Below are 26,529 nucleotides of genomic sequence, written 5' to 3'. Positions count from 1 at the left end.
AGCGGCTCCGGGATTTTTTATGTCCGGACACATCTGACTGTATCCTACCGTAATGATCTGAAATAAAAAAATTCAGACAGATCGCCTCATTTTTCCGTGTTTTCCCGCTTTCTAATAATGAAATAACGGGTTTTGGCTTGACCGGATCCCCCGGGGGCTTTACATTTTGAAATTAAGCTGAGGAAGTGTAGCTGTAGCCCCGAAAATCCGGGGCTGCGGGGCAGTGCGCCTGCAGCTTTCCCATTAATCGATATGTTTTCGGAATTTACCGCGTGGGCATGACAAATAGTTCGGGGCAAGAGGGCGGTTTCGTTCACCTCCCGGTTCTCGCCGACAGGGCGCCTGAGGAACTGGTGTGGAGGCGGGATGGCCTTTATGTGGACGCGACTTTCGGCCGCGGAGGCCACACCCGGAGAATTCTGGCTCAGCTCGCGCCGGAAGGCAGGCTGATTGCTTTTGACCGGGATCCTGAAGCGATTGAGGCATCCCGCGCGATTACCGATCCGCGGTTCCGGATCATCCACGCGCCGTTCTCGGAGCTTTGTGACCGGCTTGCCGAACTTGGGTTCGGTGACGGAAGCGTGAGCGGCGTGCTGATGGATATCGGTGTGTCGTCGCCGCAGATCGATGACGCGCAGCGCGGGTTCTCTTTCCGGTTCGACGGTCCGCTTGATATGCGGATGGATACGAGCACGGGAGAAAACGCCGCGCAGTGGCTCGCGAGAGCGTCGGAGTCCGAGATCACCCGGGTAATCGACCGGTACGGCGAAGAACGTTTCGCCCGCCGCATCGCGAAGGCAATCGCTGAGGAACGGAAGGAGAATCCGATCACGACGACGCGGCATCTGGCCGATCTCGTCGCGAAGACGGTGCCGAGAAGTCGCGGCGACTCGCAGCAGCATCCGGCAACGAGAACCTTCCAGGCGATCCGGATCTTTATTAATGGAGAGCTCGACGAACTGCAGAAGGCGCTCCCCGAGGCCGGGCGGCTGCTTGAGCCCGAGGGGCATCTCGCGGTGATCAGTTTCCATTCGCTCGAGGACCGGATCGTGAAGCAGTTCTTTTCGGACGCTTCGAACCCCGGACGTGAAATTGATCCGAGGATTCCGCTCCGGGCGGACGAACTTCCGGCTCCGCTTTTTCAGCCCGCGAAGCGCATCAGGCCGACTGAGGCCGAATGCGCTGAAAATCCGAGAGCGCGCTCCGCGACGCTCCGGGTTGGCGTTAGGACGGCGGCTCCCTGGAGCAGCAGCCTGCTGCCTGAGGAGATGAGGAAATGAGCGAAAGCCGTCTTTCAGTTCTTACCGTTGTGACGCTGGCAGGCGCCGCAGTGCTTTTCATCAGTGCCTGCTCGCTTGTCACAAGCCAGTACCGTGCACGGTCGCTTGTCGCCCAGATTGAGAAGCTGCAGAACGAAGAAAGGCGGCTGAACGATGACGCGAGCGAACTCTATATGGAGATCTCCCGCGCGGCGCTTCCGGGTTACATCGCCTCTCAGGCGATGAAGGCAGGACTCGGACCCGCGACGAGCCGGAACACGGTCGTTCTCGAATATAAGCCGGTGCCGTCTGCTGCGGCGCCGAAGGGGAATGAGCAATGAATGAGGATGCGAAAAAAAGAATAGAACGCATGAAGCTTCAGATGCTCGCCCGTGCAAAAGCGTTTTGGGAAGAGGACGGGAAAGCAAAGAAGAAGGAGCTGAAGCTTGGACCCGATGAGGATCCGCTCCTTGCGGTGAAGATTGAGCCGAAGCGCTCTTATATAGCGTTTGGCTGCATCACAGCTTTCCTCTGCGTTCTCGTGGGCCGCGCCTTCTATCTGCAGTGCGGCCTTGGAACGAAATTCCTGCAGCACCAGGGGGAAATCCGCTTTGCCCGCACGCTCACCGTGCCGGCGGTCCGCGGCCGGATTCTGGACCGGAACGGTATTGTTCTCGCGTCCACGATGCCGGCCCGTTCTGTCTGGGTGGTGCCCGCGGAAACTGAGAAGGCCACCCCGCAGCAGCTCGCAGAGCTTGGGAAGCTTCTCGGCATGCCGGTTTCCGAAATCCAGCAGCGGATTGCCAGAAAACAGAATAAGAGCTTTGCCTATCTGCACCGCCAGGTTGAAGTGAGCGTCGCCAATCAGGTGAAGGCGCTCAAGATCCCGGGTGTCCATGTGTCGAGCGAAACCCGCCGTCAGTATCCGGACGGTCAGGTGTCGGCACACGTGGTTGGCTATACGAATCTCGAGGAAAAGGGCCAGGAAGGCATCGAGCTCGCGCAGAACAAGATGCTCACCGGAGAGCAGGGCAAGCGCCGCGTGATCCGCGACCGTATGGGCCGGATCGTTGAAGACGACTGGCTGAAGGAACCCTCTGACGGCAAGGACATCACGCTTTCCATCGATTCGCGCCTCCAGTTCATTACGATGGACGCGCTCTCCAAGGCGGTTGAGCTTCATAAAGCGAAGGCCGGTGCCGCGATCGTGGTCGATATTCAGACAGGCGAAATCCTCGCTCTCGCGAATGTGCCGTCCTATGACCCGAATGAGCGAAGCGACCTTTCCTTTGACAAACGCCGCAACCGCGCGCTCACCGACGTGTTCGAACCGGGTTCCGCCATGAAGCCCTTCGCTGTGGCAAAGGGTATCGACACCGGTGTTGTCACGCCGGACACGAAGATCGATACGAGTCCGGGAAAGCTCACGATCGGCAACCGTACGATCAGCGATACGCATAACTACGGTCTGATCTCGGTGCGTCAGGTCATTGCGAAGTCCTCGAACATCGGCACGACGAAGATCTCGCTCAAGATGGACCGCGAGGTGATGTACCAGATGTACCGTGACCTTGGTTTCGGGACGGCTCCGCACATCGGATTCCCGGGCGCAGCGTCCGGCATTCTCCGTGACGGTAAGACCTGGCAGCCGATTGAGCAGGCCACGATTTCTTACGGTCACGGTGTCGCCGTGTCGCTCGTGCAGCTCGTGCGCGCCTATACCGCGTTCGCCCGGAACGGTGACGTGATTCCGCTCACGCTCTTCAAGACGGATAAGGCCGCGCAGGGGGTTCAGGTCTATAAGCCGAAGACCGCGCATGAAATGCGCGGCATGATGATGGGTACCGTTGAAGTGGGCGGCACGGCTGTGCGCGCTCAGGTTCCGGGCTACTCCGTTGCCGGCAAGACCGGTACGGCCTATAAGCTTGAAAACGGCCGCTATGTCCACCGCTATGTGGCGGACTTCATCGGCATTGCCCCCGCTACCAATCCCCGTGTGATCGTCGCGGTTGTCGTTGACGACCCGAGGGAAGCGGGGCACGTGGGCGGCGTCGTCGCAGCACCAGTTTTCTCTCAGATCACCGAAAGCGTCCTCCGGATCATGCATGTGGCGCCCGACAGGCCTGACACGCTTCAGGGACTTGCCTTCGCGAAAAAGGGCGGCGCCAAGCCTGGTGTCGTTCTTGCCGGCGGACATAAACAGCAATAAAGGTATTTAAAAACATGTCAGTAGCCAATTTGGCTTCAGCCCTCGCCTGGGTGCGGGAAACCGTGCCTGAGGGGGCCGAGCTGCGGCTGGATTCCCGCCGCATTGAGAAAGGGGATGTCTTCATTGCCGTGCCGGGGCTGAAAGTCGATGGCCGGAACTTCATCAAGGCAGCCGCAGAGAAGGGCGCGGGAGCTGTGCTGATCGATGCCGCTCCTGGCAGCGCCGAGATTCCGGAAGGCATCCCGGCGCTTGAAGTCGAAGGGCTATCGAAGTCGCTCGGACGCTTTGCCTCGCTCTACTATGGGAATCCGTCCGGCGCGATGGAAGGCTTTGCTGTCACCGGCACGAACGGCAAGACGACAACGAGCCAGTGGATGGCGTCGATTCTCACGGAACTCGGCACTCCCTGCGGCGTCCTTGGCACGATTGGCTGCACGATGAATGGCCGCTCGTACAGCAGCGTGCCGCTCACGACGCCGGATCCCGTGACGCTTCAGACGCTGCTCGCGGAGCTTCATCGCGACGGCGCGAAGGCATTCTCAATCGAGGCGAGCTCGATCGGTCTGGTGCAGGGGCGTCTTGACGGCACCGCAATCAGCTATGCCCTCTTCACGAATCTCACGCGTGACCACCTCGACTACCACGGCACGATGGAAGCCTACGAAGAGGCGAAATCGCTTCTCTTCCGCTGGGAAGGCCTCAAGTGTTCGGTGATCAATATTGATGATCCGGCGGGGCTCAGACTCTGCCGCGTGTCGCTCGACGCGGGCGTGCGGGTGATCGCGGCGACCGCGGTCGGCACGAAGGCGCCCGAAGGCTGTGAGCTGCTCGAGGCGCGCGATGTTCAGATCGGCGCGAAGGGCATTGCCTTCACGCTCTGCTGGGCTGGCGAAGAGCGTCACGTGGAAGCGGGCGTTCTCGGTCTCTTCAATGTGGACAACATGATCGGCGCGATCGGCATGATGCTCGCCTCGGGCCGCGATCTGGATGACGTGATCCGTGTGGCGGAGCGCCTCGCGCCTCCTCCCGGCCGTCTTCAGAAGATCACGCACCCGGATGAGCCGATGGGCGTTGTCGACTACTGCCATACGCCGGACGCCATTGAGAAGGCGCTCACCACGCTGCGCCCTGTGGCGGAAGCCCGCGGCGGCAAGCTCTGGGCGATCGTGGGTGCCGGCGGCAACCGCGACCCGGGCAAGCGTCCGATCATGGGCGCGATCGCGGAAAAACTCTCCGACAAGCTCGTTGTGACGAGCGATAACCCCCGTTTTGAAGACCCGAAGACTATCGCGGAAGCGGTGGCCGCGGGCGCTCATTCGCCTGAAATTGTGGTTGACCGGCGAGAGGCTATCCAGGAAGTGTTCAGCCGCGCGGGCGCTGCTGACGTCATTCTGGTTGCCGGCAAGGGCCACGAGGATTATCAGGAAGTCTGCGGCGTGAAGCATCACTTCTCGGACGCGGAGGAAGTTGAGGCGGCGCTTCAGAGCCGCATGGCAAAGGAAAAAGAGGAGAAGTCGGAATGACGTTCATCACGACAGCGGGCTGGGTTGCCCAGGCGGTTAAGGGGGCGGTGCTCCACGGTGATGCCGATACGGGAATTGCCCGTGTCTGCACGGACGCGAGAAAGACGGAACCGGGTGATCTTTTTGTCGGTCTTCGCGGCGAACGTTTTGACGGCACGGATTTCGCGGCTGACGCCGCGGCGCGCGGCGCCTCCGCGGTGATGGTTTCCCGCCTGATCGAAGGGATCAACGCGGTTCAGATTGTGGTGCCGGACGTGAATCAGGCGTTCTGCGAATCGGCCGCGGCCTGGCGTCAGCGCTTTTCAATTCCGGTGATCTCGGTTTCCGGCAGCAACGGCAAAACCACGACGACTCAGATGATCGCGTCGATTCTCCGCGAGGCCTATGGCCGCGACGGATATCTCTCCACGGAAGGCAACTTCAATAACAGCGTCGGCGTTCCGATTACGCTCTGGCGTCTGAGAGACGGCATGAAGGCCGCTGTGGTGGAGTCCGGCATGAGCCACCGGGGTGAGATGGCGGAACTTGCCGCGATGATCCGCCCGACGGTCGCCGTGATCACGAACGCGCAGCGCGAGCATCAGGAATTCCTGCCGAGCGTTGAAGCGACGGCGGAAGAGAATGCGGATTCGATCAAGGCGCTTCCCGCGGACGGCGTTGCCGTTTATCCGGCGGATGACGCCTGCGCGCCGATCTGGGAAAAGGCCTCCGAACACTGCCGCCGCCGTACCTACGCGACGCAGCCCGGTGTGAGCGCGGATCTGACGGCTGAGGTGATGACGCTTGGCGGCACGACCGAAGTCCGGATTCATGCGGCGGAAGGCAGCGCCATGACCCGCCTCGATATCGGCGGCGCGCATAACGGACATAACGCCGCTGCGGCCGCTGCCGCGGCCTTCTCGGCCGGCGTTAAGTTTGATGCCGTAATCCAGGGGCTTCAGGCTTTCAAGCCCGTCGCGCGGCGCGGTGTCCGTCACCAGCTTCGTCCGGAACTGCTCCTCATTGACGACACTTATAATGCGAACCCCGACTCGATGAGAGCCGGAATCGACGTTCTCACCTCAAGCCGCGGCCCGCTCGTGCTGATTGCGGGCGACATGGGCGAAGTGGGAACCCGGGGAGCTGAGTTCCATCAGGAAATCGGCCTCTACGCGAAGGAGAAGGGCGTGGGTACGCTCCTCGCCTGCGGAGACCTGATGCAGAACGCGTGCAGCGCGTTTGGCAGCGGCGCCCGGCATTATGCGGACCTTGACACCCTCTGCCGCGAGGCGGCGGAGACGGTGCGCGGGATGGAGGCGGGCACGGTGCTCGTGAAGGCCTCTAACTTCATGCACTTTGACCGTGTGGTGAAGGCTGTCCTAGAGGCCCTTTCAGACGCTGCAGTTTCGGAATAAAAAATGCTTTTGTCTCTGTTTCACTGGCTGTCCGGGTACGTCCGGGCATTTGCCGTTTTTGACTACCTGTCGCTGCGCGCCGTGCTCGCGGCGCTCACCGCTCTCGTGATCGGGCTCGCTTTCGGGCCCTTCACGATCCGGGAGCTGAAGAAGCTGCATTTCGGACAGGCGGTCCGTACGGACGGCCCGAAGTCCCACCTGAAGAAGGATGGGACTCCGACGATGGGCGGCATCCTGATTCTTGCCTCGATCGCGATTTCCACGCTGCTCTGGGTGGATCTCTCAAACCGCTATATCTGGGTGGTGCTCCTGGTGACCCTCGGTTACGGCTGGATCGGCTGGGCGGACGATTACCGCAAGGTCGTGAACCACGACCCGCACGGCATGAGCGCCCGCGAGAAGTTCGGCTGGCAGTCCCTGATCGGCATCATCGTCGCGGTGTATCTGTCGTTCGCCATTCAGGCGCCGGCTGACACCTCGACCTTCTCCCTGATGTGGGAGTGGGTCCGGTCCGGATTCACGCTCCCGGTGAGCGGGAAACTCGACTTCACGATCCCGTTCTTCCGTCAGATTTCGTTCCCGTTCGGCATGCTCGGCTTCATCATCCTCACGTACTTCGTTCTCGTGGGGACGAGTAACGCCGTGAATCTCACTGACGGCCTGGATGGCCTTGCGGTGCTCCCCTGCGTAATGGTGGGTTCGGCGCTTGGCATCTTCGCCTACTGCGTGGGCCGCCCGGACTTCGCGTCCTACCTCCTCTTCCACTACATTCCGGGAGCCGGAGAACTTGTGGTGTTCTGCGGCGCGATGGCTGGGGCGGGTCTCGCCTTCCTGTGGTTCAACTGCCACCCGGCTGAGGTCTTCATGGGTGACGTCGGCGCGCTCGCGCTCGGCGGCGCGCTTGGCGTCATCGCTGTGATCGTGCGTCAGGAACTCGTGCTCGCCATCATGGGCGGTGTCTTCGTGGTGGAGACGCTCTCCGTCATGATCCAGACCACGTACTACAAGCGCACGCATGGCAAGCGGATCTTCCTTATGGCGCCGATCCATCACCACTTCGAACTGAAGGGCTGGAGCGAAACGCAGGTGGTGACCCGTTTCTGGATCATCACGATGATTCTGGTTCTTGTCGGACTCGCCACGCTTAAAATCCGCTGATGCCTGCCGGGCTGCGGCGGTGGAGAAAGAAAATGGAAAGCAAAAAGGCACTGGTTCTCGGTCTGGGAACGTCGGGATACGCGTCCGCCCTTTATCTGGCGGAGCGTGGATGGAGCGTCCGTGTGATGGATACCCGCAGGGAGCCTTCGCTCCTCGCCCGGCTGAAGGAGCATCCTGAGATTTCGTTCACGGGCGGTGCGCTCGATCCTGCTGCGGTCGAAGGCACGTCGCTTGTCATGATTTCTCCGGGGCTTTCCCCTGAATTCTCTGACGCCGCGCCAATCGTCTCCGAAGCGAAGAGACTCGGAGTCGAAGTGGTTGGCGAAATTGAGCTTTTCGCACGCGAGCTTGCCCGTCTCCGGGAGGAGAAGGGCTATCACCCGAAGGTGATCGGCATCACCGGCACAAACGGAAAGACGACCACGACCTCACTCACCGCGAAGATGCTGAACGCGGGCGGCGTGAGCGCGGTGGCTGCAGGCAACATTGGCCCGAACGCCGTGACGGAGCTCACCGAGCACGATAAGGCAGGGACCCTTCCCGACGCCTGGGTGCTTGAACTCTCAAGCTTCCAGCTTCAGACGACGGAGAGCCTTTTCTGCGACGCCGCGGCGATCACGAATGTCACCGAGGACCATATTGACTGGCACGGAAATTTCGACGCTTATCTGAACGCGAAGCGCCGGATCCTGAAGCCTGAGACACTCGCGGTGCTGAACCGCGAGGATCCGCTTTCGGCTGGCAGCGCGCTTCCGGGTGAAAAAACGGAAACCTTCGGGAGCGACGCTCCGAAAGCGCCGGGTGAATGGGGGATCGCGGAGCGTGACGGCGTGAAGTGGCTTGCCACGGCGGAAGCCGCTGACGACGGCGTACGGCTTCAGTACCTGATGCCCGCGGGCGCGCTTAAGATCCGCGGCGTCCATAACGCCATGAACGCGCTCACGAGCCTCGCGCTCGCCCGCGCGGCCGGCGCCGCTGAAGGGAAGGCTCTTCAGGTGCTCGCGCATTATGAGGGTGAGCCGCACCGCACGCAGTTTGTTCTCACCGCGTCGGGTGTCGACTTTATCGATGACTCGAAGGGCACGGATGTCGGCGCGACCGCAGCCGGCCTTAAAGGACTCGGAGAAGCCGGTCAGAAGATCGTTGTGCTGCTGGGCGGCGACGGAAAGGGGCAGGACTTCGGTCCGCTGGAACCCGCGATCCGGACCTATGCCCGCGGCGCGGTGACCTATGGGCGGGACGGAGGAAAGATCGCTGACGCGATCCGTTCGTCCGGCGTTCCGCTTGAATCCGCGGCAACCGTTGAAGAGGCGACCCGGAAGGCGTTCGCGATGGCAAAGCCTGGCGACGCCGTGATGCTTTCACCTGCCTGCGCGAGCTGGGATATGTTCCCGAACTATGCCGTGCGCGCTGAAGTGTTCCGCAGCGAAGCCGCGAAGATCGCCGAGGAGGCTGCCTCCAAGTGCTAGATAAACTCCGGCAGCGATTCCATCGGAAGAAGAGTGATTCGGACCCGCTCGCGTTTGAGGTCATCTATCCGAAGGAAGTGAAGGCGCCCCGTCCGGGCTCAAACTACCGCGGATCATCACTCGATTTTGACTGGGTGGTGATCGCGACGGTGTGCATACTGATCGGCATCGGCACGGTCATGGTCTACTCGGCCTCGGTGTCGCTTGCCGACTCGCCGAAGTACGGCACAACATCCACTTACTTTCTGATCCGCCACATCGCGGCCCTTGTGGTCGGCGCCATAGCGGCGTTCTTCGTGTACCACGTTCCGATGCGGGTCTGGGAAAAGATGGCGAAGCCGATCGGCATTATCTCGGTGATTCTTCTCATTCTCGTGCTGGTGCCGGGGATCGGTGTCAGCGTGAATGGCTCAAGGCGATGGATCCGGTTCCCGGTATTCAATCTTCAGGTGTCAGAGGTGACAAAGCTCGCCGCTGTCATCTTCACGTCGTGGTTCACCGTGACGCGGCAGGAGTACATGCACTCTTTCCGGAAGGGCTTCATCCCGATGCTTGCTGTGATGGGTATCGTCACAGCGCTTCTCGCGCTGCAGCCTGACCTTGGCGCGACAGTGGTGGTGCTCGCGATCATCATGGGAATTCTGTTCCTGGGCGGCATCTCGTACGTGATTCTCGGTGTCGTGGGATCGATGGTTATCACGATGGGTGTCGGCATGATTATCGCGACACCGTGGCGACTCGGCCGCGTGACCGCGTACCTGGATCCCTGGAATGAAGAGAACGTGCTCGGCAAGGCCTATCAGCTCTCACATTCCCTCATCGCGTTCGGCCGCGGCGAAATTTTCGGCGCGGGTCTCGGTGCGTCGGTTGAAAAACTTAACTACCTGCCGGAAGCGCACACGGACTTCATTTTTGCCGTGATCGGCGAAGAGCTCGGTTTTGTGGGCGTCGTGATTGTGCTATTCCTTTACTACAGACTTATCCGGAGTGCGTTTGAAATCGGCCGTATTGCGGTTAAGATGGACAACATTTTTTCGGGTCTGGTTGCGCAGGGTATCGGCATCTGGATCGGAGTCCAGGTCTGCATCAACGTGGCGGTGGCCACGGGCCTGATGCCGACCAAGGGCCTTACGCTTCCTCTCATGAGCTACGGCGGATCTGCCATCGTCGCGACGCTCTGCGGAATTGCGCTGCTGCTGCGGGTGGATCACGAGAACCGGGTCCAGATGCACGGCGGCTACGTCTGATGCGGCGGACGCCGGCGTCTGCGTGCTTGTTGAAGGGATTTTAGGAAAGAAATGGGATCGGACAAACATCTGGTGATTGCGGCTGCGGGTACCGGCGGACATGTGATGCCGGGGCTTGCGGTTGCGGCGGAAATGATTGCCCGGGGCTGGGAGGTTTCCTGGCTCGGGACGGAGGCCGGCATGGAAAAGATGCTGGTGTCGAAGAAGGGAATCGAATTTGACGCCGTGGACTTTTCCGGCGTCCGCGGGCATGGTCTCGCGGGAGCGGTTTCCGGAGCGGTGAAGCTCGCGAAGGCGTTTCCTGCCGCGAAAGCGATTCTGCAGAAGCGCCGCGCGACGGCGTTCTTTTCGACCGGCGGCTATATCGCTGTGCCGTCCGCGATTGCGGCTCACCGCATGGGGATCCCGGCGGTGGTGATGAACTGTGACGCGGCGAGCCTGCTCTCGGTGCGCCTGGTGCTGCCCTTTATTGACGCGCTGGCCTGCGGGTTTGAGGGCGAAGCGGCGGAGCGGGGCGGCAAAAAGGCGGTTGTCACCGGAAATCCGGTCCGGCAGGAAATCACGAAGATTGATCCTCCGTCTGAGCGTTTCGCGGGCCGCGGCGGCAGGCTGCGCCTGCTGGTTTTCGGCGGGTCGCTTGGCGCCCGGTTCCTGAACCACCTGCTCCCGAAGGCTATCTCCCTGCTGCCCTCGGATTCGAGACCTGAGATAATTCATCAGTGCGGCTTCAAAGCGGTCGATGAGGTGAAGGCGCTCTACGCCGAAGCCGGAGTCGAGGCCGCGGTGCAGCCTTTCATTGAAGACATGGCGGCGGCCTATACGTGGTCTGACCTTGTGCTCTGCCGCGCCGGCGCGACGAGTGTGTCCGAAATCTGCTCAGCGGGCGCTGCTTCTCTTCTTGTGCCGCTCGTTGTGAAGACGACGTCTCACCAGCTGCAGAACGCTCTCTTTATGGAGCAGAACGGTGCTTCGCGCTGCCTCCGGCAGGATACGCTCACGCCGGAGCGGCTTTCCGCCGTGCTCGCGTCGATCGACCGCGCGCAGCTGCTCTCCATGGCGGAAGCCGCGAGAAAACTGTCTCATTCCAATGCGGCCTCAGCTGTGGCCGATATGATCGAGTCCCGTGCGGACCGTACTTTTAGGGTGTCCTGATGGCCTGGAAATTTGTTGTTAAGAACGTGCATTTCGTCGGTATCGGCGGTGTTGGCATGAGCGGCATTGCCGAAGTGATGATGAATCTCGGCTATCACGTGACCGGGTCGGATATCGCTGAAAGCGATACGACGCGGCATCTTGCTGAGATGGGCGCGACGATCTGGCTCGGCCACGACGCGTCTCACGTCGCCGGAGCCGACGCAGTTGTGATTTCCTCCGCAGTTCATGAAGAGAACCCCGAAGTGGTGGAAGCCCGCGCCCAGCATATCCCGGTCGTTCCGCGCGCCGTGATGCTCGCGGAACTGATGCGCCTCAGAAAGGGCATCGCGATTGCCGGCACGCACGGCAAGACTACGACGACGTCGCTTACGACGACGCTGATTACGGCGGGCGGCCTTGATCCGACATTTGTGATCGGCGGCAAGCTGATGCAGGCCGGCACGAACGCCCGCCTCGGAACCGGTGAGTACCTCGTCGCGGAAGCGGACGAGTCTGACGCCTCGTTCCTCAATCTTTCTCCGGTGCTCTCGGTCATCACGAATATTGACCAGGACCACATGGACACCTACGGGCACGATTTCGAGCGTCTGAAGCAGGCCTTCACGATGTTTATCGAACGGCTGCCGTTCTACGGCGTCGCGGTGCTCTGCTATGACGATGAGAACACCCGCTCCATCATTCCTCAGATCACGAAGCGCGTGATTTCCTACGGTCTCTCGGAAGAGGCTCAGGTGAGGGCGGTGGACGTGGAAGCCTGCGGGCTTCAGATGAAGTACACGGTGCTTCGCCCGGGCTACGCCCCGCTCCCCGTGGTGCTCAATCTGACCGGTGTCCATAACGTCGTGAATTCGCTTGCCGCGATCACGGTGGCGACGCTTGTCGGCGTGTCGGATGACGCGATCCAGAAGGGTCTCCTGACATTCAAGGGTGTCGGCCGGCGCTTCGCCCAGTACGGTGACCTGCCGGTGCCGGCGGAAAACGGCGGCGGCACGTTCCGCCTCGTGGATGACTACGGTCATCATCCGCACGAAATGGCGGCGACACTGGCCGCCGCGCGCGGCGCTTTCCCGGGACACCGCATTGTGGTGGCTTTCCAGCCGCACCGCTATACGCGTACCCGCGACTGCTTTGAGGATTTTGTGCACCTGCTCTCGCATGAGGCGCAGGTTGTGGTGCTGACGGAAGTGTATCCGGCAGGTGAAGCGCCGATCTTCGGCGCGGACGGCCGGTCGCTTGCCCGTGCTATTCGGCTCGCCGGCGGCGCGGATCTGATTTATGAACAGCGTGTGGACGATGTGCCGGCCGCTATCCTGAAGGTGGTGCGGGACGGCGACGTGGTGATCACGCTCGGTGCCGGGTCTATCGGACACGTGGCATCGAAGGTTACGGAACTGTCTAAGAATGAAGGAGACCGCGCATGATGGCGGCGAAGGATCTGGGGAAAGTTGCAGTCCTCATGGGCGGGAAGTCGAGCGAACGCGAGGTTTCCATTTCGAGCGGCACCGGGGTGCTGAATGCGCTCCGCTCCCAGGGCGTGAACGCTGAGGCGTTTGACCCCGGCAAGCAGCCGCTCTCTGAACTCGCGCTCGGCGGCTATGACCGCGCCTTCAATATGCTTCACGGTCTCGGCGGCGAGGACGGAACGATCCAGGGTGTGCTCGAGTGGATGCAGATCCCGTACACCGGTTCCGGCGTTCTCGCGAGCGCGATCGGCATCGATAAACAGGCAACCTGCAATCTCTGGGAGAATGCGGGGCTGCCCGTGCCGGAAGGTTTTCAGGTGTCGGCTCCGTCAGAAGCCGCGGAAATCATCCGCCGTCTTGGCCGGAGTCTCGTCGTGAAGCCGAATAAGGACGGCAGCTCCTTTGGCGTTGAGAAGCTTGAGGACGCCACTGAGGAGACGCTTGCTGACGCGATCCGCCGGTCGCTTGCGGTGGAGGATGACCTCGTCGTTGAACGCCGTATCCACGGCCGTGAATTCACCTGCGCCGTGCTCGGCGAAGGGAAAAACGCGAAAGCGCTTCCCATCATTGAAATCATGGCGCCGAACGGCGACTACAACAGCGTGAACAAGTATCAGGGGAACGAAGTCCGCTATGCCTGCCCCGCTGATCTCCCCGAGGAGACGGCGCGCGCCATGGCGGAAACGGTTGAAAAGGCTTACCGCGTGATCGGAGCCCGGGGCTGGGGCCGTATCGATCTCATGATGGAGCCTTCCGGCCGCTTCTATCTCCTTGAAATCAATACGAACCCTGGCATGACGCCGCATTCTCTCGTCCCGATGGCGGCCCGCGCGGTCGGTATCCCGTACGAAGAGCTCGTGCTCCAGGTGGCGTCTGAAGCCCGTCTGGACCACGCGGTCTGAGACAGGAAGAGAGGCGGATCGTCATGACTCAGGCCAATGCATCCGGAAAAGTGAGACGGGGAGCCGGGCTTCTCGCGCTCATCTGCTTTCTCGTGCTTGCCGGACTCGGCATCCGCCACGTCGTTCATCAGCCGTACTTTGATATTCACCATATTGAAGTGACGGGGGATACGTCCTTTACGAACGTCGGGGCGCTCGAAAAAACGCTCTGGGAGAAGCTGAACGGCAACTACTTCTTCGCGGATCTCGATCCGATGCGGGCGGCGGTTGAAGAGGTGCCGTGGGTGGCGTCCGCAAAGGTTGAGCGGCTCTGGCCTGATACGATCAGGGTTGAAATCGAAAAGCGCCGCCCCATTGCGATCTGGGGCGGAACGCGTCTGATTTCCGATAGGGGAGAGATTTTCGCCCTGAAGAATCTGGATACGCCGGAGGCTCAGGGACTCCCGTCCTTCTCGGGGCCTGATGCCATGGCACACGAAGTGGTGGAGATGTACGGACCGCTTTCCGTCACAGTGGAAAAACTCGGCGCGAAGATCCGGGACCTGTCGGTCACGGACCGCGGCTCCTGGTCTGTTGTGATTGAGGGCGGCGACATCCCGTCGACCAAGATTGAGCTCGGGCGCAATACGCGGGACAGCCGCGTGCAGGACAGGCTGGAACTGGTTGCCGCGCACTATCAGGAAGTCTCGCGCATGATGGGAGGACCTCCCGGATCGATCGATGCCCGTTACGTCAACGCCTTTGCAGCCACACTGCCGCGTGAGCGGCCGAAGACTGATGCGCAGCCGTCTGCCCCGGGTACGGCGGCGGGCAGCGCGAAGCCAGCGGCGGCAGCCGGGGCAGGACCCGCCGGCGCGGATCGCGCAGGAACGACACGAAAGGGGCCGTCTGTATAAGCGGATCTGTTATGGACAACAACATGGTAGCACTTGATGTAGGCAGCAGCAAGGTAGCCGTGATCGTGGCTGAACCCGGTTCCGACGGGGTCGTGAAGATCTGCGGCCTCGGTTCCGCGCCGTCTGCCGGCATCCGAAACGGTGTCGTGATCGACATCAATGCCGCCGTAGGTTCCATCCGGGCGGCGTTTGATGAGGCAGAGCGGACTTCCGGTCTCCATATCTCAGAGGTCTATACAGCCTGTGAGGATCCCCGTCTCCGATTCTTCAATAACACGGGGGCGACTCCGGTGCGCGGGACTGAGATCGGGCAGGAAGAGCTCGACGCGGCGACGGAGCATGCCGGCGCGGTCGCGCTCCAGGGAGACGCCAAAGTCCTGAAGATGCAGGTCCTCGGGTACTCTGTGGATGGAGAGGCCGGGATCCTGAACCCCGTGGGAATGTCCGGGAAGCGTCTGGAGGCAACCGCGCATCTCGCCTGCGGTCTTCCGACCACGGCGACAAACCTCTTCCGCTGTGTGAGGCGGAGCGGTGTCGAGGTGAAACACTGGCAGATTCCGGTCTGGGCCGCGGCTGACGCGGTGCTGACGGAGTCGGAGAAAGAGCTCGGCGTCTGCCTGATCGATATCGGCGCCGGCACGGTGGATGTCACGGTTTACAGCGGCAACAAGCCCTGGTACACCGACATTATTCCGGTGGGCGGTCTCGCGGTGACGCATGATATCGCGGCGCTTTTCCAGCTGAATGAGGAAGAGGCTGAGAGAATCAAGCTGAAGTACGGCAGCGCGGATCCGACAAAATTCACGGGCGCTGACGTTGTGGATCTCTCCGATATCCGTCGGAATACCCGGCCGGGAGACGCGATTGAGGTGATCGCTCAGGAGAAGCTTGCCGAAGTGGTGCAGGCCCGGCTTGAGGAAATCCTCTCCTTTGTGAAGGAGCGGCTCCAGTCGTCCAAGTTCGATCAGATGATTCCGGCGGGTATTGTGCTCACCGGGGGCGTGACTCAGACTGAAGGTTTCCTGAAACTTGCCGAAGATGTGTTTGAGCACAACTGCCGCATCGGAGCTCCGGATATTGTCGCGAGCCTCGGCGGCGCGGGGAATTCTCCCGCATGGTCAGTGGTCGCCGGGCTCCTGAAAGAAGCGGCTCACATCGAGCAGAAAGGCCGGCATTCCGAGGAAAAAGGTCAGAAGCGTCTGAGGAAGGGCTTTTTCTCGACCATCAAGCACTGGTTTATCGGAAATTATTAAGCAATAAACCCCGAGAATGGGGCAAAATATACTAAACTCTGACGACGCCTTTAAGATCGGAAGAAACAACACACAGCGAGGGTAACGCGGGCCGACAAGGCTTTGGGCAGCGTTACCCGTTCGGCAGTATCACGGAGAAGGGCAATGAGTAGTTTTGAAATGCTGGGTAAGGATCCGCGCAACACGGTGATCAAAGTGATCGGCGTGGGTGGCGGCGGTGGAAACGCTGTCCAGTATATGGTGGATCAGGGGGCTGACGGTATTGAATTTATTGCCGCCAACACCGATCATCAGGCTCTTGCCATGAACAAAGCCCATGTGCTTCTGCAGCTCGGTGAAAGCGGGCTCGGTGCCGGGGCGAATCCTCAGGTTGGCGAGAAGGCCGCTATTGATTCCACTGAAAAAATCCGTGATGCGGTGTCCGGCGCTCATCTGCTCTTTATTACTGCCGGTATGGGCGGCGGCACCGGTACGGGTGCCGCTCCGGTTATCGCCAAGATCGCAAAGGAAGAAGGCATTCTCACGGTTGGTGTTGTGACGAAGCCTTTCTCCTATGAAGGTACGGCCCGCAAGCAGCGCGCTGAAGAAGGCATTGCCCATCTGAAGGAATACGTCGACTCCCTCATCGTCATTCTGAATGACCGTCTTGAGGACGAATTCGGCGAAGACGCCACGATGGAAGAATGCTTCAACGCCGCGAACGATGTGCTCTACAAGGCCTGCCACGGCATTGCGGAAATCATTCATACGCCGGGTCTGATCAACGTTGACTTCAATGACCTCAGCACGGTGATGCGTGAGCATGGCACGGCCCTCATGGGGTCGGCCACGGCTTCTGGTCCGAACCGCGCTGAAGAGGCGGCGAAGCTCGCCGTTTCCAGCCCGCTGCTCGAAGGTTCCGATCTTACCGGTGCCCGCGGTCTCCTCGTTTATGTCACGGCCAGCAACTCTCTGAAGCTCTCTGAGCCGAGAAAGGTGATGAAGGTCCTGAGCGACTTCGTGTCGAAGGGCGCCAACGTCATCTTCGGTTCGGCCCGCGACGACAGTCTCGGGGATGAGCTCCGTGTGACGGTGGTGGCTACCGGTATGGACAGTCCGCTCACCGAGCAGGAAAAGGCTCAGACCGGGATGCGCCCGGACAATATGTGGACCGGCATTTTCTCGGGTTCCCCGGCACAGGCTGACCAGCCTGCGCAGCCCGCTCAGCCTGCGCCTCAGGCTGCCGCCGCTCCCGCGCCCCGCGCACCGGAACCCGTGAAGGCCGCTCCGGCGCCCGAGATGCCGCATTTCGCGGCGGATCCCACGCCGGCTGCTCCGAAGCATGAAGCAGCTCCGGCCGCCGCTGCGCCGCACTTTGAACATAAGACCGGCGAGACGGCTCCGCTTTTTGGCGCGCAGCCTCTGGAAACTCCGGCTGCGGCACCTGCCGCGGCGCCCGCCAAGCCTGCCGCTCCGGCTCCTCAGCCCCAGGCTGAAGCGCCCAAGCCTCAGGCTGCTGCTTCCCAGCCGAACGTCTGGAATTTCTCCGGCACGTTCGACGAGGAAACAATCCGAAATCTTCAGACCCCCGCTTACCTGCGCAACAAGGGACGCCACTGATCGCCCTTTTTGCGGCTAGAATAGCCGGCGCCTGAATTTTCCGGCGGCAGAATGCAAGTTCTGCCGCCTATTGAACTTATTGGTACTTTTTATGCTGAAGCAAAGAACGCTGAGGGAATCTGTCTCGACCGTCGGAATCGGTCTGCACAGCGGCCGCAGAATTCATCTCGTGATGAAGCCTGCCGCTGCCGGCACCGGTATTGTTTTCCGTCGGACGGACCTCACGCCTGCCGTGGATATTCCTGCTGTCGCGACGAACGTGAATGACACGCGGCTCGCGACGACGGTGAATGTCGGTCAGGCGCGCGTGTCCACGATCGAGCATCTGATGAGCGCCTTCAACGGTCTTGGGATCGACAACTGCCTCGTCGAGGTGGATGCGCCTGAGATTCCGGTGATGGATGGCTCGGCGGCGAGCTTCGTTTTCCTGATTCACGCGGCCGGTATCGTTGAGCAGAATGCCCCGAAGCAGTTTGTGCGGGTTCTGAAGACGGTTGAGGTGAAGGAAGAAGGAAAGTGGGCAAGGCTTGAGCCGCATTTCGGCTTCAGTCTGGAATTCTCCATTGACTTCCACCATCCGGCGATTGACTCCACGATTCAGAGCACGAAGGTCGACTTCGCTCACGACTCCTATGAGAAGGATGTGGCCCGGTCGCGCACGTTCGGCTTTGTGAACGACGTGGAATTTCTCCGTTCGATCGGTCTCGCCCAGGGCGGTTCACTCGATAACGCCGTCGTGATGGACGATTACCGGGTTCTGAATAATGACGGGCTTCGCAGCCGCGACGAATTCGTGAAGCATAAGATTCTCGACGCGATGGGCGACCTGTACGTGCTCGGTCACCCGATGCTCGCGGCTTACAGCGCCTGCAAGTCGGGTCACGCTCTGAATAACAAGCTGCTCCGGGCCCTGCTTGCGGATGCCTCCGCCTGGGAAATCGTGACGTTCAGCGAAGCGGAAAAGGCTCCGGCTGACTTCGCCTTCCGCCCGAATCTCGCAATTGTCTGACAGGACAGTTACTTTTCGAGCGATTCAGCAAGACTTTCAAGCGACTTCCGCGTGACACTGCCTTCAGGCAGCGCGCGGGCTTTCTCCCGGATGGCGGCAGCGGCATCCGGGTTTGCTTTTCTGGGGTCGCCGGTGGCGGTTTCCGCCCGGCTGGAGAGCGATTCGTGAAGCCCTGGATTTACGCCCACCGTGATCTCAGGCACCGGGAAGCCGCAGGCTTTCTCCACTTCGCGGTGAAGGGTCGGAAGCAGATTTTTCAGCTGATAGACCTGAGACTGATCCTTCACGATCAGACGGACCGAGCCGTCAGGCGATACAAAGACCTGGCCGGGGGATGTAAACGAGATGCGGAGAAAACGGCGCTCGCAGATGCGGTTCAGCGCGGGCAGGATGCGCCGCGAGACGGCGAGCCTCAGCTCGAGCGAATCCATTCCCTGCTCGTCAGAATTCAGAAAACGGAGGCTCCGCTGAAAGCCGGCCCCCGAGCGGATGCGGTCTTTCATGGTTCGTTCCGATTGGGATTTACGTTGATAGGGAAAGTATAGCGGGGCGAAATCCCCGATAACTGAAGGAGAATCGTTTTTTCTTAATAGCTATGTGCGATAATCCTTTATTCTTTTTCCGTACCCTTAAGGCGTAAGCCTGATCAAAAGGGTGGAAATTCTACCGATTTCAAAATTTACCTCATGCCGTTTTTAGTCCGGCCGAGGGGACGATATGTTTGACGGAATTCTTACGAAAATTTTTGGCAGCCGAAATAACCGCCTGGTGAAGGCGTACCGTCGGCGCGTTGCCCAGATCAATAAACTGGAACCTGAGCTGAAGAAGCTCACCGATGATCAACTGAAGGCGAAGACTCAAGAATTCCGCGACAGGCTCCAGAAGGGCGAAACGCTGGATGACCTGCTGCCGGAAGCTTTCGCGGTTGTGCGTGAAGCCTCCACGCGAGTGCTTGGCATGCGCCACTTCGATGTGCAGATGATCGGCGGCATGGTGCTGAATGACGGCAAGATCGCTGAAATGAGCACCGGCGAAGGCAAGACGCTGACCGCCACGCTCGCGGTTTACCTGAACGCGCTGCCCGGCAAGGGCGTGCACGTGGTGACCGTGAACGATTACCTCGCCAGCCGTGACGCGAAGTGGATGGGGCAGCTCTATGAGTGGCTCGGCCTTTCGGTCGGCGTGATTCTGTCGAACGAGCAGGATCCGGCTGTGAAGCGCGCCGCCTACGCCGCCGATATCACCTACGGTACGAATAACGAATTCGGTTTCGACTATCTCCGTGACAACATGGAGTACGAGCCCGGGAACCGCCGTCAGCGTCCGCTGAACTACGCGATCGTCGACGAAGTGGACTCGATTCTGATTGACGAGGCGAGAACGCCTCTCATCATTTCGGGTCCGGCTGAAGACAATATCGAACTCTATCAGGCGATGGATCAGATTCCGGCGCTCCTCACCCGTCAGAAGGGCGAGAAGGAACCGGGCGACTACTGGGTGGATGAGAAACAGCACCAGGTTTACCTCTCTGACCAGGGTCACGAGACGGTGGAGAAGATCTTCACCGAGCGCGGTCTTATCACGAACGGCCGCAGCCTCTACTCGCCGCAGAACATCATGCTGATGCATCACCTCATTGCCGCGCTGAAGGCTCACACGCTCTTCCAGCGCGACAAGGAATACGTGGTGCAGAACGGCGAAGTGATCATCGTCGACGAATTCACGGGCCGTCTGATGCCGGGCCGCCGCTGGAGCGACGGTATTCACCAGGCCGTTGAAGCGAAGGAACACGTGAAGGTGCAGCAGGAGACCATGACGATGGCCTCCATCACCTTCCAGAACTACTTCCGTATGTATGACAAGCTGTCCGGCATGACCGGTACGGCTGATACCGAAGCGTACGAATTCCAGGACATTTACGGCCTGGAAACCGTCGTGATCCCGACCAACCGTCCGATGATCCGTGTCGATCAGCAGGATAAGGTCTTCAAGACCGCGAAGGAAAAGTACGATGCGATCGTGAAGGACGTGAAGGACTGCTACTCGCGCGGCGAGCCGGTCCTCGTCGGTACGACGTCGATTGAAAATTCCGAGCTCCTCAGTCACCTGATGGAGAAGGAAGGCATTCCGCATAACGTCCTCAACGCGAAGCAGCACGAGCGTGAAGCCCAGATCGTTGCCGAAGCCGGCCGTCCGGGCGCTGTGACGATTGCCACGAACATGGCAGGCCGCGGTACCGATATTGTGCTCGGCGGCAGCATTTCGAAGGTGGTGGATACGATCCGCCATGACGAGTCGCTGACTGAAGAGCAGAAGAAGGCGAAGATTGACGAAGAAAAGGCTGCCTGGCAGAAGGTTCACGAGCAGGTGGTGAAGAGCGGCGGTCTTCGGATCATCGGCTCCGAGCGTCATGAATCCCGCCGTATTGATAACCAGCTCCGCGGCCGTTCCGGCCGTCAGGGCGACCCGGGCAGCACCTGCTTCTACCTCTCGATGGAGGATAACCTCCTCAAGATCTTCGGCGGCGACCGCATGAAGGCGATGGCGACGCACCTGAAGCTCGAGGAAGGCATCCCGATCGAGAGCAAGATGCTCTCCCGCATGATCGAGAACGCTCAGCGCAAGGTCGAAGCCCGCAACTACGACATTCGTAAGCAGCTGCTGGAGTTTGATGACGTTCAGAACGATCAGCGTCACGAGATCTACAAGGTGAGAAACGAGATTCTCGACTCCCAGGATCTCTCGGAAAGCGTCCGCGAAATGCGTCACGGCTTCTATTCCGACCTCGTCCGCCAGTATGTGCCGGCCGAGACGGTGGAAGATCAGTGGGATCTCGATGGCCTCACCTCCACGCTGCGCAGCGAGTGGGCGGTGAACCTCGACACCAAGGCCTGGATGGAAGAGGACGAGAGCCGTACGGATGAAGACCTCGAACAGAAGGTGCTCGACGAGGCTGACCGCGTCTATAACGAGAAGGTTGAACTCGTGGGCGCCGATGCCTGGAACGGCTTCTGCCGCTCGGTGCTGCTGCAGGTGCTCGATCAGACCTGGCGTCAGCACATCAGCGCTCTGGATCTTCTGCGTCAGGGCATTTTCCTGCGCGGCTACGCTCAGAAGCAGCCGAAGCAGGAGTACAAGAAGGAAGCCTTCTCGATGTTTGAGGAGCTCCTTGATCTGACGCGTGAAGGTGTGGTCCGCATCCTGATGCAGGTCCAGATCCAGATGCCGGAAGAGGCTGAAGAGGCTGAACACGAAGCGACGGAAGAGGCCCAGCGTCAGGTGGATGCCGCGCAGGCTTCCCAGGCTGAGTTCACGTCTCTGACCGCGCCGGAAAACGAGCCTGAGGCTCAGGAAGCGACGGTGGATGATATCGCTTTCGCCGGTGTCGGCCGCAATGATCCGTGCCCGTGCGGTTCCGGCAAGAAATTCAAGGACTGCCACGGTAAGCTGAACTGATCAGACGCCGTTTTCCGATAAGGAAATGAAAGCCTGGCCTCAGGCGGAGTGATCCGCGGCCAGGCTTTTTTGCGCCCGGAGGAAGAGGATCCCGCGAGGCGGCCCGCCTCAGTCGGAGGCGCGGTTTTTCTGTTATCGTCAGCAGTATCAGCCGGAGAGAATCCGGGCAGGAAACCAGGCGTCCGGCGGGTGAGCGAACCGGACGGGAAGGAAGGCGATCGAATGAATGCAAAAGAGATGGTGAAGGCGATGCGGGTGGGGCTTGAGCCGATCCGCAAGGTGGAGATCGGAGCGCTGGAAGACGTGCTCTGTATCCGGTTCCCGGAGAAAAGCGGCGTCTGGGTCAAGTCTTCAGGCGGCATGCCCTTTGTGAGACCGGAGAAGTCGCTTCACTCCTTCTGCGTCCTGAGAGGGGATAAGGGGGAGGGCGCGAAGCCCCGCAAGCACCGGCTCCTCTGCCTCGCCTCTGACGGCCGCGCACCCGATAAGTCAAGCATCAAGGAAGTGCGGGACGAAATGTCTGAGGATGGATGGCTTCGGGCGATCCGCCGCTTTTCCTCTGACGGCAGCGAAGCCTCAGCGTCCTCTCTCAAGTGCTTTGTGGAATTTATTCCGGTGACGCTTGACGTCATCCGGGTTGAAACTCCGAGAGGGTACCTCGTGGTTGCGGCAACCGACGCGCCGCTGACCCGTGACGCCGCGGACGAAGCGGCGAGCCGTGCGTTCAATGCGTCCGGAGCGGAAGCGTTCGTGCTGATTGACGCGCCGCATGAAGACGAGGACGCCGGGAAGGTCTCCGTTGACAGTTTCTACGCCATGCTGGAAGCGGGACTCTCGGATGCCGCGCGGGCGGAAAGCGTCTGATTCGGTTAGGGGCCTGATATGAATACAGAACTTGAGCAGTCGCTTCTTGGGCTTGCGAAGCAGATCTCGTCTCTTCTTCCGCCGCCCGCGGATCAGGTTGACTGGAGCCGTCCCGCGTTCCGCTGGGAGAGGCGCCAGTACCTCGGGATGACAGCCGGAAGGCTTGAGCCCGTCGAAAACATCGCGACGATTGATGCCGCGGATATTCTCCACGTTGACCGTCAGAAAGAAATCATCCTCGCGAATACCGAGAGCTTCGTGAAGGGGCTTCCGGCAAATAACGTGCTCCTCACCGGAGCGAGAGGGTCGGGGAAGAGCTCTCTGATTCACGCCTGTCTTGCCGCGTACTGGAAAGAGGGGCTGCGGCTGATCGAAGTGACCCGCGACTACCTGATGGATCTTCCGGATATTGTCCGCATCATTTCAAAGCGTCCGGAGCGTTTCATTCTCTTCTGCGATGACCTCGCGTTTGAGGCGGGTGAGGGAAGCTACAAAGCGATGAAGGCCGTGCTCGACGGATCGATTTCCGCGGGCGGCGACAACGTGATCGTTTATGCCACCTCAAACCGGCGTCATCTGATGCCGGAAAAGGCAAGCGATAACCTGGAGAGCCACCTCGATGAAGACGGCCTCCTGCATCCCGCGGAGACAATCGAGGAGCAGCTTTCGCTCTCTGAGCGGTTCGGTATCTGGCTCTCCTTCTATCCGTTCTCGCAGGATGAGTATCTCGATATCGTGAAAAAGTGGCTTGCCGTGCTGAAGGTTGACCCGGAGCGGGCAGCCTCTGACGACATGCGTTTTTCTGCGCTGCAGTTCGCGCTTGAGCGGGGATCCCGTTCCGGCCGGGTGGCGCAGCAGTTTGCACGGGCGGCCGCGTCGCGGCTCGCTCTTGGGAAAGGACTTCCGTAAAAAATGGCAGAGCAGCAGGTGGAACGGAAGGCGGTCGAAGTGGCCGCCGGCATTCTTATCCGTAAGGACGGCACGATCCTGATGGGGTCGCGGCCCGAAGGCAAACCCTACGCGGGGTACTGGGAATTCCCGGGCGGGAAGTTTGAGCCCGGCGAAACCGCGCATGAAGCGCTGGCGCGTGAACTCCGCGAGGAGCTGGATCTGGATATCGGAGCGTCAACCCCGTGGCTTGTGAAGGTGATCGACTATCCGCATGCCCGCGTGAGACTTCACTTCCGGAAGTGTCATGACTGGAAGGGAGAGCCCCGTTCCATGGAGCATCAGCAGTTCGGGTTCTATCACCGGGCCCGGCTTCCTGCTGGTGAGCTGCTCCCGATGGATGATCTGATCGCGGGCTGGATTGAACTCCCCTGCGTGGCGGCCTGGATTCCGCAGAAGGGCGGTGATGTCGAGGCCCGGGTGGCACGGGCGAAGGAAGCCGGTGCCGGTCTTATCTGGGTTGAGGGTGAGAAGCCCGTGAGCAGTGATTCCGGCTGGACCGGGAGTTTCGCGCGGAGCGAAGCCGAGGTGAAGCTCGCCGCGGCCAACCACGCGGACTTCTCCTTTATCCGCAAGGGAGTCACAGGGCTTGGCGAAGAGCACGAAATCCCGGTGTATCTTCCGGCTGAGTCAGCGTCTGAAGCGGCTGCCGCGGAAGAGTCCGGAGCTCAGGGCGTGTGGCTTGAGTTTTAACGGTTTCCCCGGCCTTTGCCGGTGTCCGGCTCTTCAGTAGTAAAGTCACCCGGATCGAGCTGATCCGCGCTTCCGGGGGCGCCTTCAATCCGGTAGCCTCCGCTCGCCCACTCGCCGAGGTCGATCATCCGGCAGCGTTCCGAGCAGAACGGGCGGTAGGGATTGTCGGTGCTCCAGACGACCTCTTTCCCGCAGGTCGGGCACTTGACGGTAAAGGGTTTCTCGGAATTCTTTTCTTCTGTCATATCAATTGGTCCTCAAGCGGCTTCTGCCGCTCTGAGATAGCGCTGGTGAAGGATATCCGCCGCGCTTAAAAGTTCGGGGAGGCTCCCCGCGTTCACAATCACATCGTCCGCTTCTTCTATCCGTTCCCAGCGCCGGGACTGAGCCCGGATAATGGCGAGCGACTCCTCGCGGCTTAAGCCTGAGCGGCTCCGCAGCCGCTCACACTGGAGCGGCGTCGGGCAGTCGATCACGAGAAGCCGGCTGAGAATCGGCCGAAGCTGAAGAATGGAAGGAAAAAGCGGAATCGCGATGACGGCGTAGGGGGAATTTTCGGCGCCGGTCCGGATCTTTTCCATCAGAGCTTTCCGGACGAGCGGATGAATGATGGATTCAAGCGTCCGGCGGGCGGCATCGTTTGAAAATACGAGTTCCCTCATCTTCGCGCGGTTCATCGCGCCGTCCGGGCGGATGAAGTCCGCGCCGAAAATCCGTTCGATTTCCGGCATTGCCGCGCCGCCCGGAGCGGTGAGGCTTCGGGATTCCGCGTCCGCATCAGCGACAAGGCACCCTTTGCTGGCGAGATAGTCCGATACGGTCGTTTTTCCGGAGGCAATGCCACCGGTGAGTCCCAGAACCCAAGGTTTGCTGTTTGTCATGATGAAGCGGGAGAAGGCGGAAGCCTCTTAAAAAGTTACCCGATTCATTCTACGCAATGCTGAGGCGCTGACAGACGGTTTTCAGAACCGATGAAATTTTTCAGAAAGCCAGCCTGAGATTGCGCCGATGCCACCGCTGATCATGGAAAGAATCACGAGGCCGATAGACGGGAAGCAGTAGATGATCGCAAGGAGGTAGCCCCAGCCCCGAATGGCGGCGAGATAGTAAATCAGGGCGCAGATCATGGCGGCCGGAGCAAATGGAATCATCAGCAGCACCGGAATGATCAGGAACCAGATAAGCGTCAGTCCGAAAAACGAATGCACTCCGGAAAAGTAGCTGACAGCGTCCCAGGCGAATACAAAGGCCGTGATGCCGTACCCGATATAAAGAATCGTCAAAATGGCGGAGAAGATGGATCTCATGATCAGGCCTCTTTCGAAAACTTCTCAGTGGAAAAGAAGATGACCGCCGCGGCCGCGAGGTCAATCACCGTCCAGAGCGTTTTGCTGAGATGAATCGGAATAATGGGGTTGAAGAGAATGGCAGCGGCCCCGTACGCCCAGGGGAGCAGCTCATGCTCCTGCCTCCAGGATTCATAGGCGAGGTATGCGAAGGCAATCGTCCCGATGATCCGAATGAAGACATAGATCCCATAGGGAAGAGGAAGCGCGGCCGCCGCAATGATGGCTGCCGCGGCATAGAGCACAAGTTTCGGCATGGTGTCTCCAGGATGGATTGTGAGGCCGACGTTTCCGCGAGGAAGCCGCTGATACCGGGCTTCAAGGTCGACGAGCCGCCGGTGAATATGCCAGTATTGTAATCTATTTAGTTACGTTAACGCAATCGGAATCGGATCCGGGGAGCATCGGAACTCCGGGTAATGGCGGGTATTGAGGAGAAAAGGAGGAAGTAAAAGCGGAAACGAAAAAAGGAGATGTCTTTCGACATCTCCTTTTTGAAATCTGGTCGGGGTGAGAGGATTCGAACCTCCGACTTTCACGTCCCGAACGTGACACTCTACCAGGCTGAGTCACACCCCGAGCTTCGCAGAATAGCTGTTTTTAAGAGCTAAACGGTTCGAAGAATTCAGATAATAATCCGTTTTCAGAAAATGTCAAGAACTTTTTCATTTAAATTTTCAGATCGG

Annotated in this window: 23 protein-coding genes, 1 tRNA gene and 1 pseudogene; 19 read left to right on the top strand and 6 right to left on the bottom strand. The window is 60.2% G+C overall.

Features of this window, described 5'->3' with window-relative positions:
* Positions 1 to 278: 278 nt before the first annotated feature.
* The 15 genes and pseudogenes from rsmH (at position 279) to lpxC (ending at position 18,536) form a co-directional block, all read left to right on the top strand.
* Entirely contained in the window at positions 279 to 1,280 is a 1,002-nt protein-coding gene (rsmH, locus tag M4NBBH2_RS02255; protein WP_022444305.1) for a 16S rRNA (cytosine(1402)-N(4))-methyltransferase RsmH, read from the top strand.
* The gene (locus M4NBBH2_RS02250) at positions 1,277 to 1,600 is read left to right on the top strand and encodes an FtsB/FtsL family cell division protein (RefSeq protein ID WP_022444304.1); all 324 of its coding nucleotides are present in this window, start codon (positions 1,277 to 1,279) and stop codon (positions 1,598 to 1,600) included. Before rsmH ends, M4NBBH2_RS02250 begins: the two co-directional genes overlap by 4 nt.
* A 29-nt stretch (positions 1,601 to 1,629) precedes the next feature.
* The gene (locus tag M4NBBH2_RS02245) at positions 1,630 to 3,468 is read left to right on the top strand and encodes a peptidoglycan D,D-transpeptidase FtsI family protein (RefSeq protein ID WP_116270566.1); all 1,839 of its coding nucleotides are present in this window, start codon (positions 1,630 to 1,632) and stop codon (positions 3,466 to 3,468) included.
* Positions 3,469 to 3,482: 14 nt separating this feature from the next.
* On the top strand, positions 3,483 to 4,991 hold the full coding sequence (locus M4NBBH2_RS02240; protein ID WP_116269544.1) for a UDP-N-acetylmuramoyl-L-alanyl-D-glutamate--2,6-diaminopimelate ligase: 1,509 nt from the start codon (positions 3,483 to 3,485) through the stop codon (positions 4,989 to 4,991).
* Positions 4,988 to 6,385: a UDP-N-acetylmuramoyl-tripeptide--D-alanyl-D-alanine ligase gene (locus M4NBBH2_RS02235; protein WP_116269543.1), complete on the top strand. Its 1,398-nt coding sequence runs from the start codon at positions 4,988 to 4,990 to the stop codon at positions 6,383 to 6,385. The genes M4NBBH2_RS02240 and M4NBBH2_RS02235 overlap by 4 nt, the downstream gene beginning before the upstream one ends.
* Positions 6,386 to 6,388: 3 nt before the next feature.
* The gene (gene mraY, locus M4NBBH2_RS02230) at positions 6,389 to 7,543 is read left to right on the top strand and encodes a phospho-N-acetylmuramoyl-pentapeptide-transferase (protein ID WP_116269542.1); all 1,155 of its coding nucleotides are present in this window, start codon (positions 6,389 to 6,391) and stop codon (positions 7,541 to 7,543) included.
* Between the two features lie 32 nt (positions 7,544 to 7,575).
* A complete protein-coding gene (gene murD, locus M4NBBH2_RS02225; RefSeq protein ID WP_116269541.1) occupies positions 7,576 to 9,012 on the top strand; it encodes a UDP-N-acetylmuramoyl-L-alanine--D-glutamate ligase in 1,437 nt (478 codons plus the stop codon).
* 77 nt (positions 9,013 to 9,089) lie between these two features.
* A complete protein-coding gene (ftsW, locus tag M4NBBH2_RS02220; RefSeq protein ID WP_370685640.1) occupies positions 9,090 to 10,259 on the top strand; it encodes a putative lipid II flippase FtsW in 1,170 nt (389 codons plus the stop codon).
* A 51-nt stretch (positions 10,260 to 10,310) separates the two neighbouring features.
* Positions 10,311 to 11,411, top strand: a complete 1,101-nt coding sequence (gene murG / locus M4NBBH2_RS02215) for an undecaprenyldiphospho-muramoylpentapeptide beta-N-acetylglucosaminyltransferase (protein ID WP_116269540.1) — start codon at positions 10,311 to 10,313, stop codon at positions 11,409 to 11,411.
* A complete protein-coding gene (gene murC / locus M4NBBH2_RS02210; protein WP_116269539.1) occupies positions 11,411 to 12,835 on the top strand; it encodes a UDP-N-acetylmuramate--L-alanine ligase in 1,425 nt (474 codons plus the stop codon). The genes murG and murC overlap by 1 nt, the downstream gene beginning before the upstream one ends.
* On the top strand, positions 12,835 to 13,779 hold the full coding sequence (locus tag M4NBBH2_RS02205) for a D-alanine--D-alanine ligase (protein WP_116270564.1): 945 nt from the start codon (positions 12,835 to 12,837) through the stop codon (positions 13,777 to 13,779). The genes murC and M4NBBH2_RS02205 overlap by 1 nt, the downstream gene beginning before the upstream one ends.
* A gap of 23 nt (positions 13,780 to 13,802) precedes the next feature.
* The gene (locus M4NBBH2_RS02200; RefSeq protein WP_116269538.1) at positions 13,803 to 14,675 is read left to right on the top strand and encodes a cell division protein FtsQ/DivIB; all 873 of its coding nucleotides are present in this window, start codon (positions 13,803 to 13,805) and stop codon (positions 14,673 to 14,675) included.
* A gap of 23 nt (positions 14,676 to 14,698) precedes the next feature.
* A complete protein-coding gene (ftsA, locus tag M4NBBH2_RS02195) occupies positions 14,699 to 15,928 on the top strand; it encodes a cell division protein FtsA (protein WP_170135095.1) in 1,230 nt (409 codons plus the stop codon).
* 144 nt (positions 15,929 to 16,072) lie between these two features.
* A pseudogene (gene ftsZ / locus M4NBBH2_RS02190) lies at positions 16,073 to 17,218 on the top strand (cell division protein FtsZ); the annotation flags it as partial.
* 400 nt (positions 17,219 to 17,618) lie between these two features.
* Positions 17,619 to 18,536 (top strand): UDP-3-O-acyl-N-acetylglucosamine deacetylase, encoded by a 918-nt coding sequence (lpxC, locus tag M4NBBH2_RS02185; protein WP_116269535.1) that lies wholly within the window; start codon positions 17,619 to 17,621, stop codon positions 18,534 to 18,536.
* Between the two features lie 8 nt (positions 18,537 to 18,544).
* Here the strand turns inward: lpxC and M4NBBH2_RS02180 are convergent, their stop codons facing one another.
* Positions 18,545 to 19,039, bottom strand: a complete 495-nt coding sequence (locus M4NBBH2_RS02180; protein ID WP_116269534.1) for a hypothetical protein — start codon at positions 19,037 to 19,039, stop codon at positions 18,545 to 18,547.
* A 214-nt stretch (positions 19,040 to 19,253) separates the two neighbouring features.
* On the opposite strand from M4NBBH2_RS02180, the gene secA reads away from it, so the two are divergent.
* The 4 genes from secA (at position 19,254) to M4NBBH2_RS02160 (ending at position 24,497) form a co-directional block, all read left to right on the top strand.
* Complete coding sequence (secA, locus tag M4NBBH2_RS02175; RefSeq protein WP_116269533.1) at positions 19,254 to 21,992, top strand: preprotein translocase subunit SecA; 2,739 nt, start codon at positions 19,254 to 19,256, stop codon at positions 21,990 to 21,992.
* A 222-nt stretch (positions 21,993 to 22,214) separates the two neighbouring features.
* Positions 22,215 to 22,856 (top strand): hypothetical protein, encoded by a 642-nt coding sequence (locus M4NBBH2_RS02170; protein WP_125064640.1) that lies wholly within the window; start codon positions 22,215 to 22,217, stop codon positions 22,854 to 22,856.
* A gap of 18 nt (positions 22,857 to 22,874) precedes the next feature.
* On the top strand, positions 22,875 to 23,765 hold the full coding sequence (locus M4NBBH2_RS02165; protein WP_116269531.1) for an ATP-binding protein: 891 nt from the start codon (positions 22,875 to 22,877) through the stop codon (positions 23,763 to 23,765).
* Between the two features lie 3 nt (positions 23,766 to 23,768).
* Entirely contained in the window at positions 23,769 to 24,497 is a 729-nt protein-coding gene (locus M4NBBH2_RS02160) for an NUDIX domain-containing protein (protein WP_116269530.1), read from the top strand.
* Here M4NBBH2_RS02160 and yacG read toward each other — a convergent pair.
* From yacG to M4NBBH2_RS02135, 5 genes are all read right to left on the bottom strand, one after another.
* Positions 24,494 to 24,742, bottom strand: a complete 249-nt coding sequence (gene yacG, locus M4NBBH2_RS02155) for a DNA gyrase inhibitor YacG (protein ID WP_116269529.1) — start codon at positions 24,740 to 24,742, stop codon at positions 24,494 to 24,496. The genes M4NBBH2_RS02160 and yacG overlap by 4 nt on opposite strands.
* 12 nt (positions 24,743 to 24,754) lie before the next feature.
* Positions 24,755 to 25,378 (bottom strand): dephospho-CoA kinase, encoded by a 624-nt coding sequence (coaE, locus tag M4NBBH2_RS02150; protein WP_116269528.1) that lies wholly within the window; start codon positions 25,376 to 25,378, stop codon positions 24,755 to 24,757.
* Positions 25,379 to 25,459: 81 nt separating this feature from the next.
* Positions 25,460 to 25,804, bottom strand: coding sequence for a hypothetical protein (locus M4NBBH2_RS02145; RefSeq protein ID WP_116269527.1), 345 nt, complete (start codon positions 25,802 to 25,804; stop codon positions 25,460 to 25,462).
* Positions 25,805 to 25,806: 2 nt separating this feature from the next.
* Positions 25,807 to 26,100: a DUF6804 family protein gene (locus M4NBBH2_RS02140; RefSeq protein ID WP_116269526.1), complete on the bottom strand. Its 294-nt coding sequence runs from the start codon at positions 26,098 to 26,100 to the stop codon at positions 25,807 to 25,809.
* Between the two features lie 245 nt (positions 26,101 to 26,345).
* Positions 26,346 to 26,422, bottom strand: a tRNA-Pro gene (locus M4NBBH2_RS02135).
* Between the last annotated feature and the right edge of the window lie 107 nt (positions 26,423 to 26,529).

It is taken from the genome of Mesosutterella multiformis, from assembly GCF_003402575.1.
GTDB classification, from domain to species: Bacteria; Pseudomonadota; Gammaproteobacteria; order Burkholderiales; family Burkholderiaceae_F; genus Mesosutterella; species Mesosutterella multiformis.
Note: the sequence above shows the minus strand (reverse complement) of the source record. Positions and strands in the feature narration are given on the sequence as shown.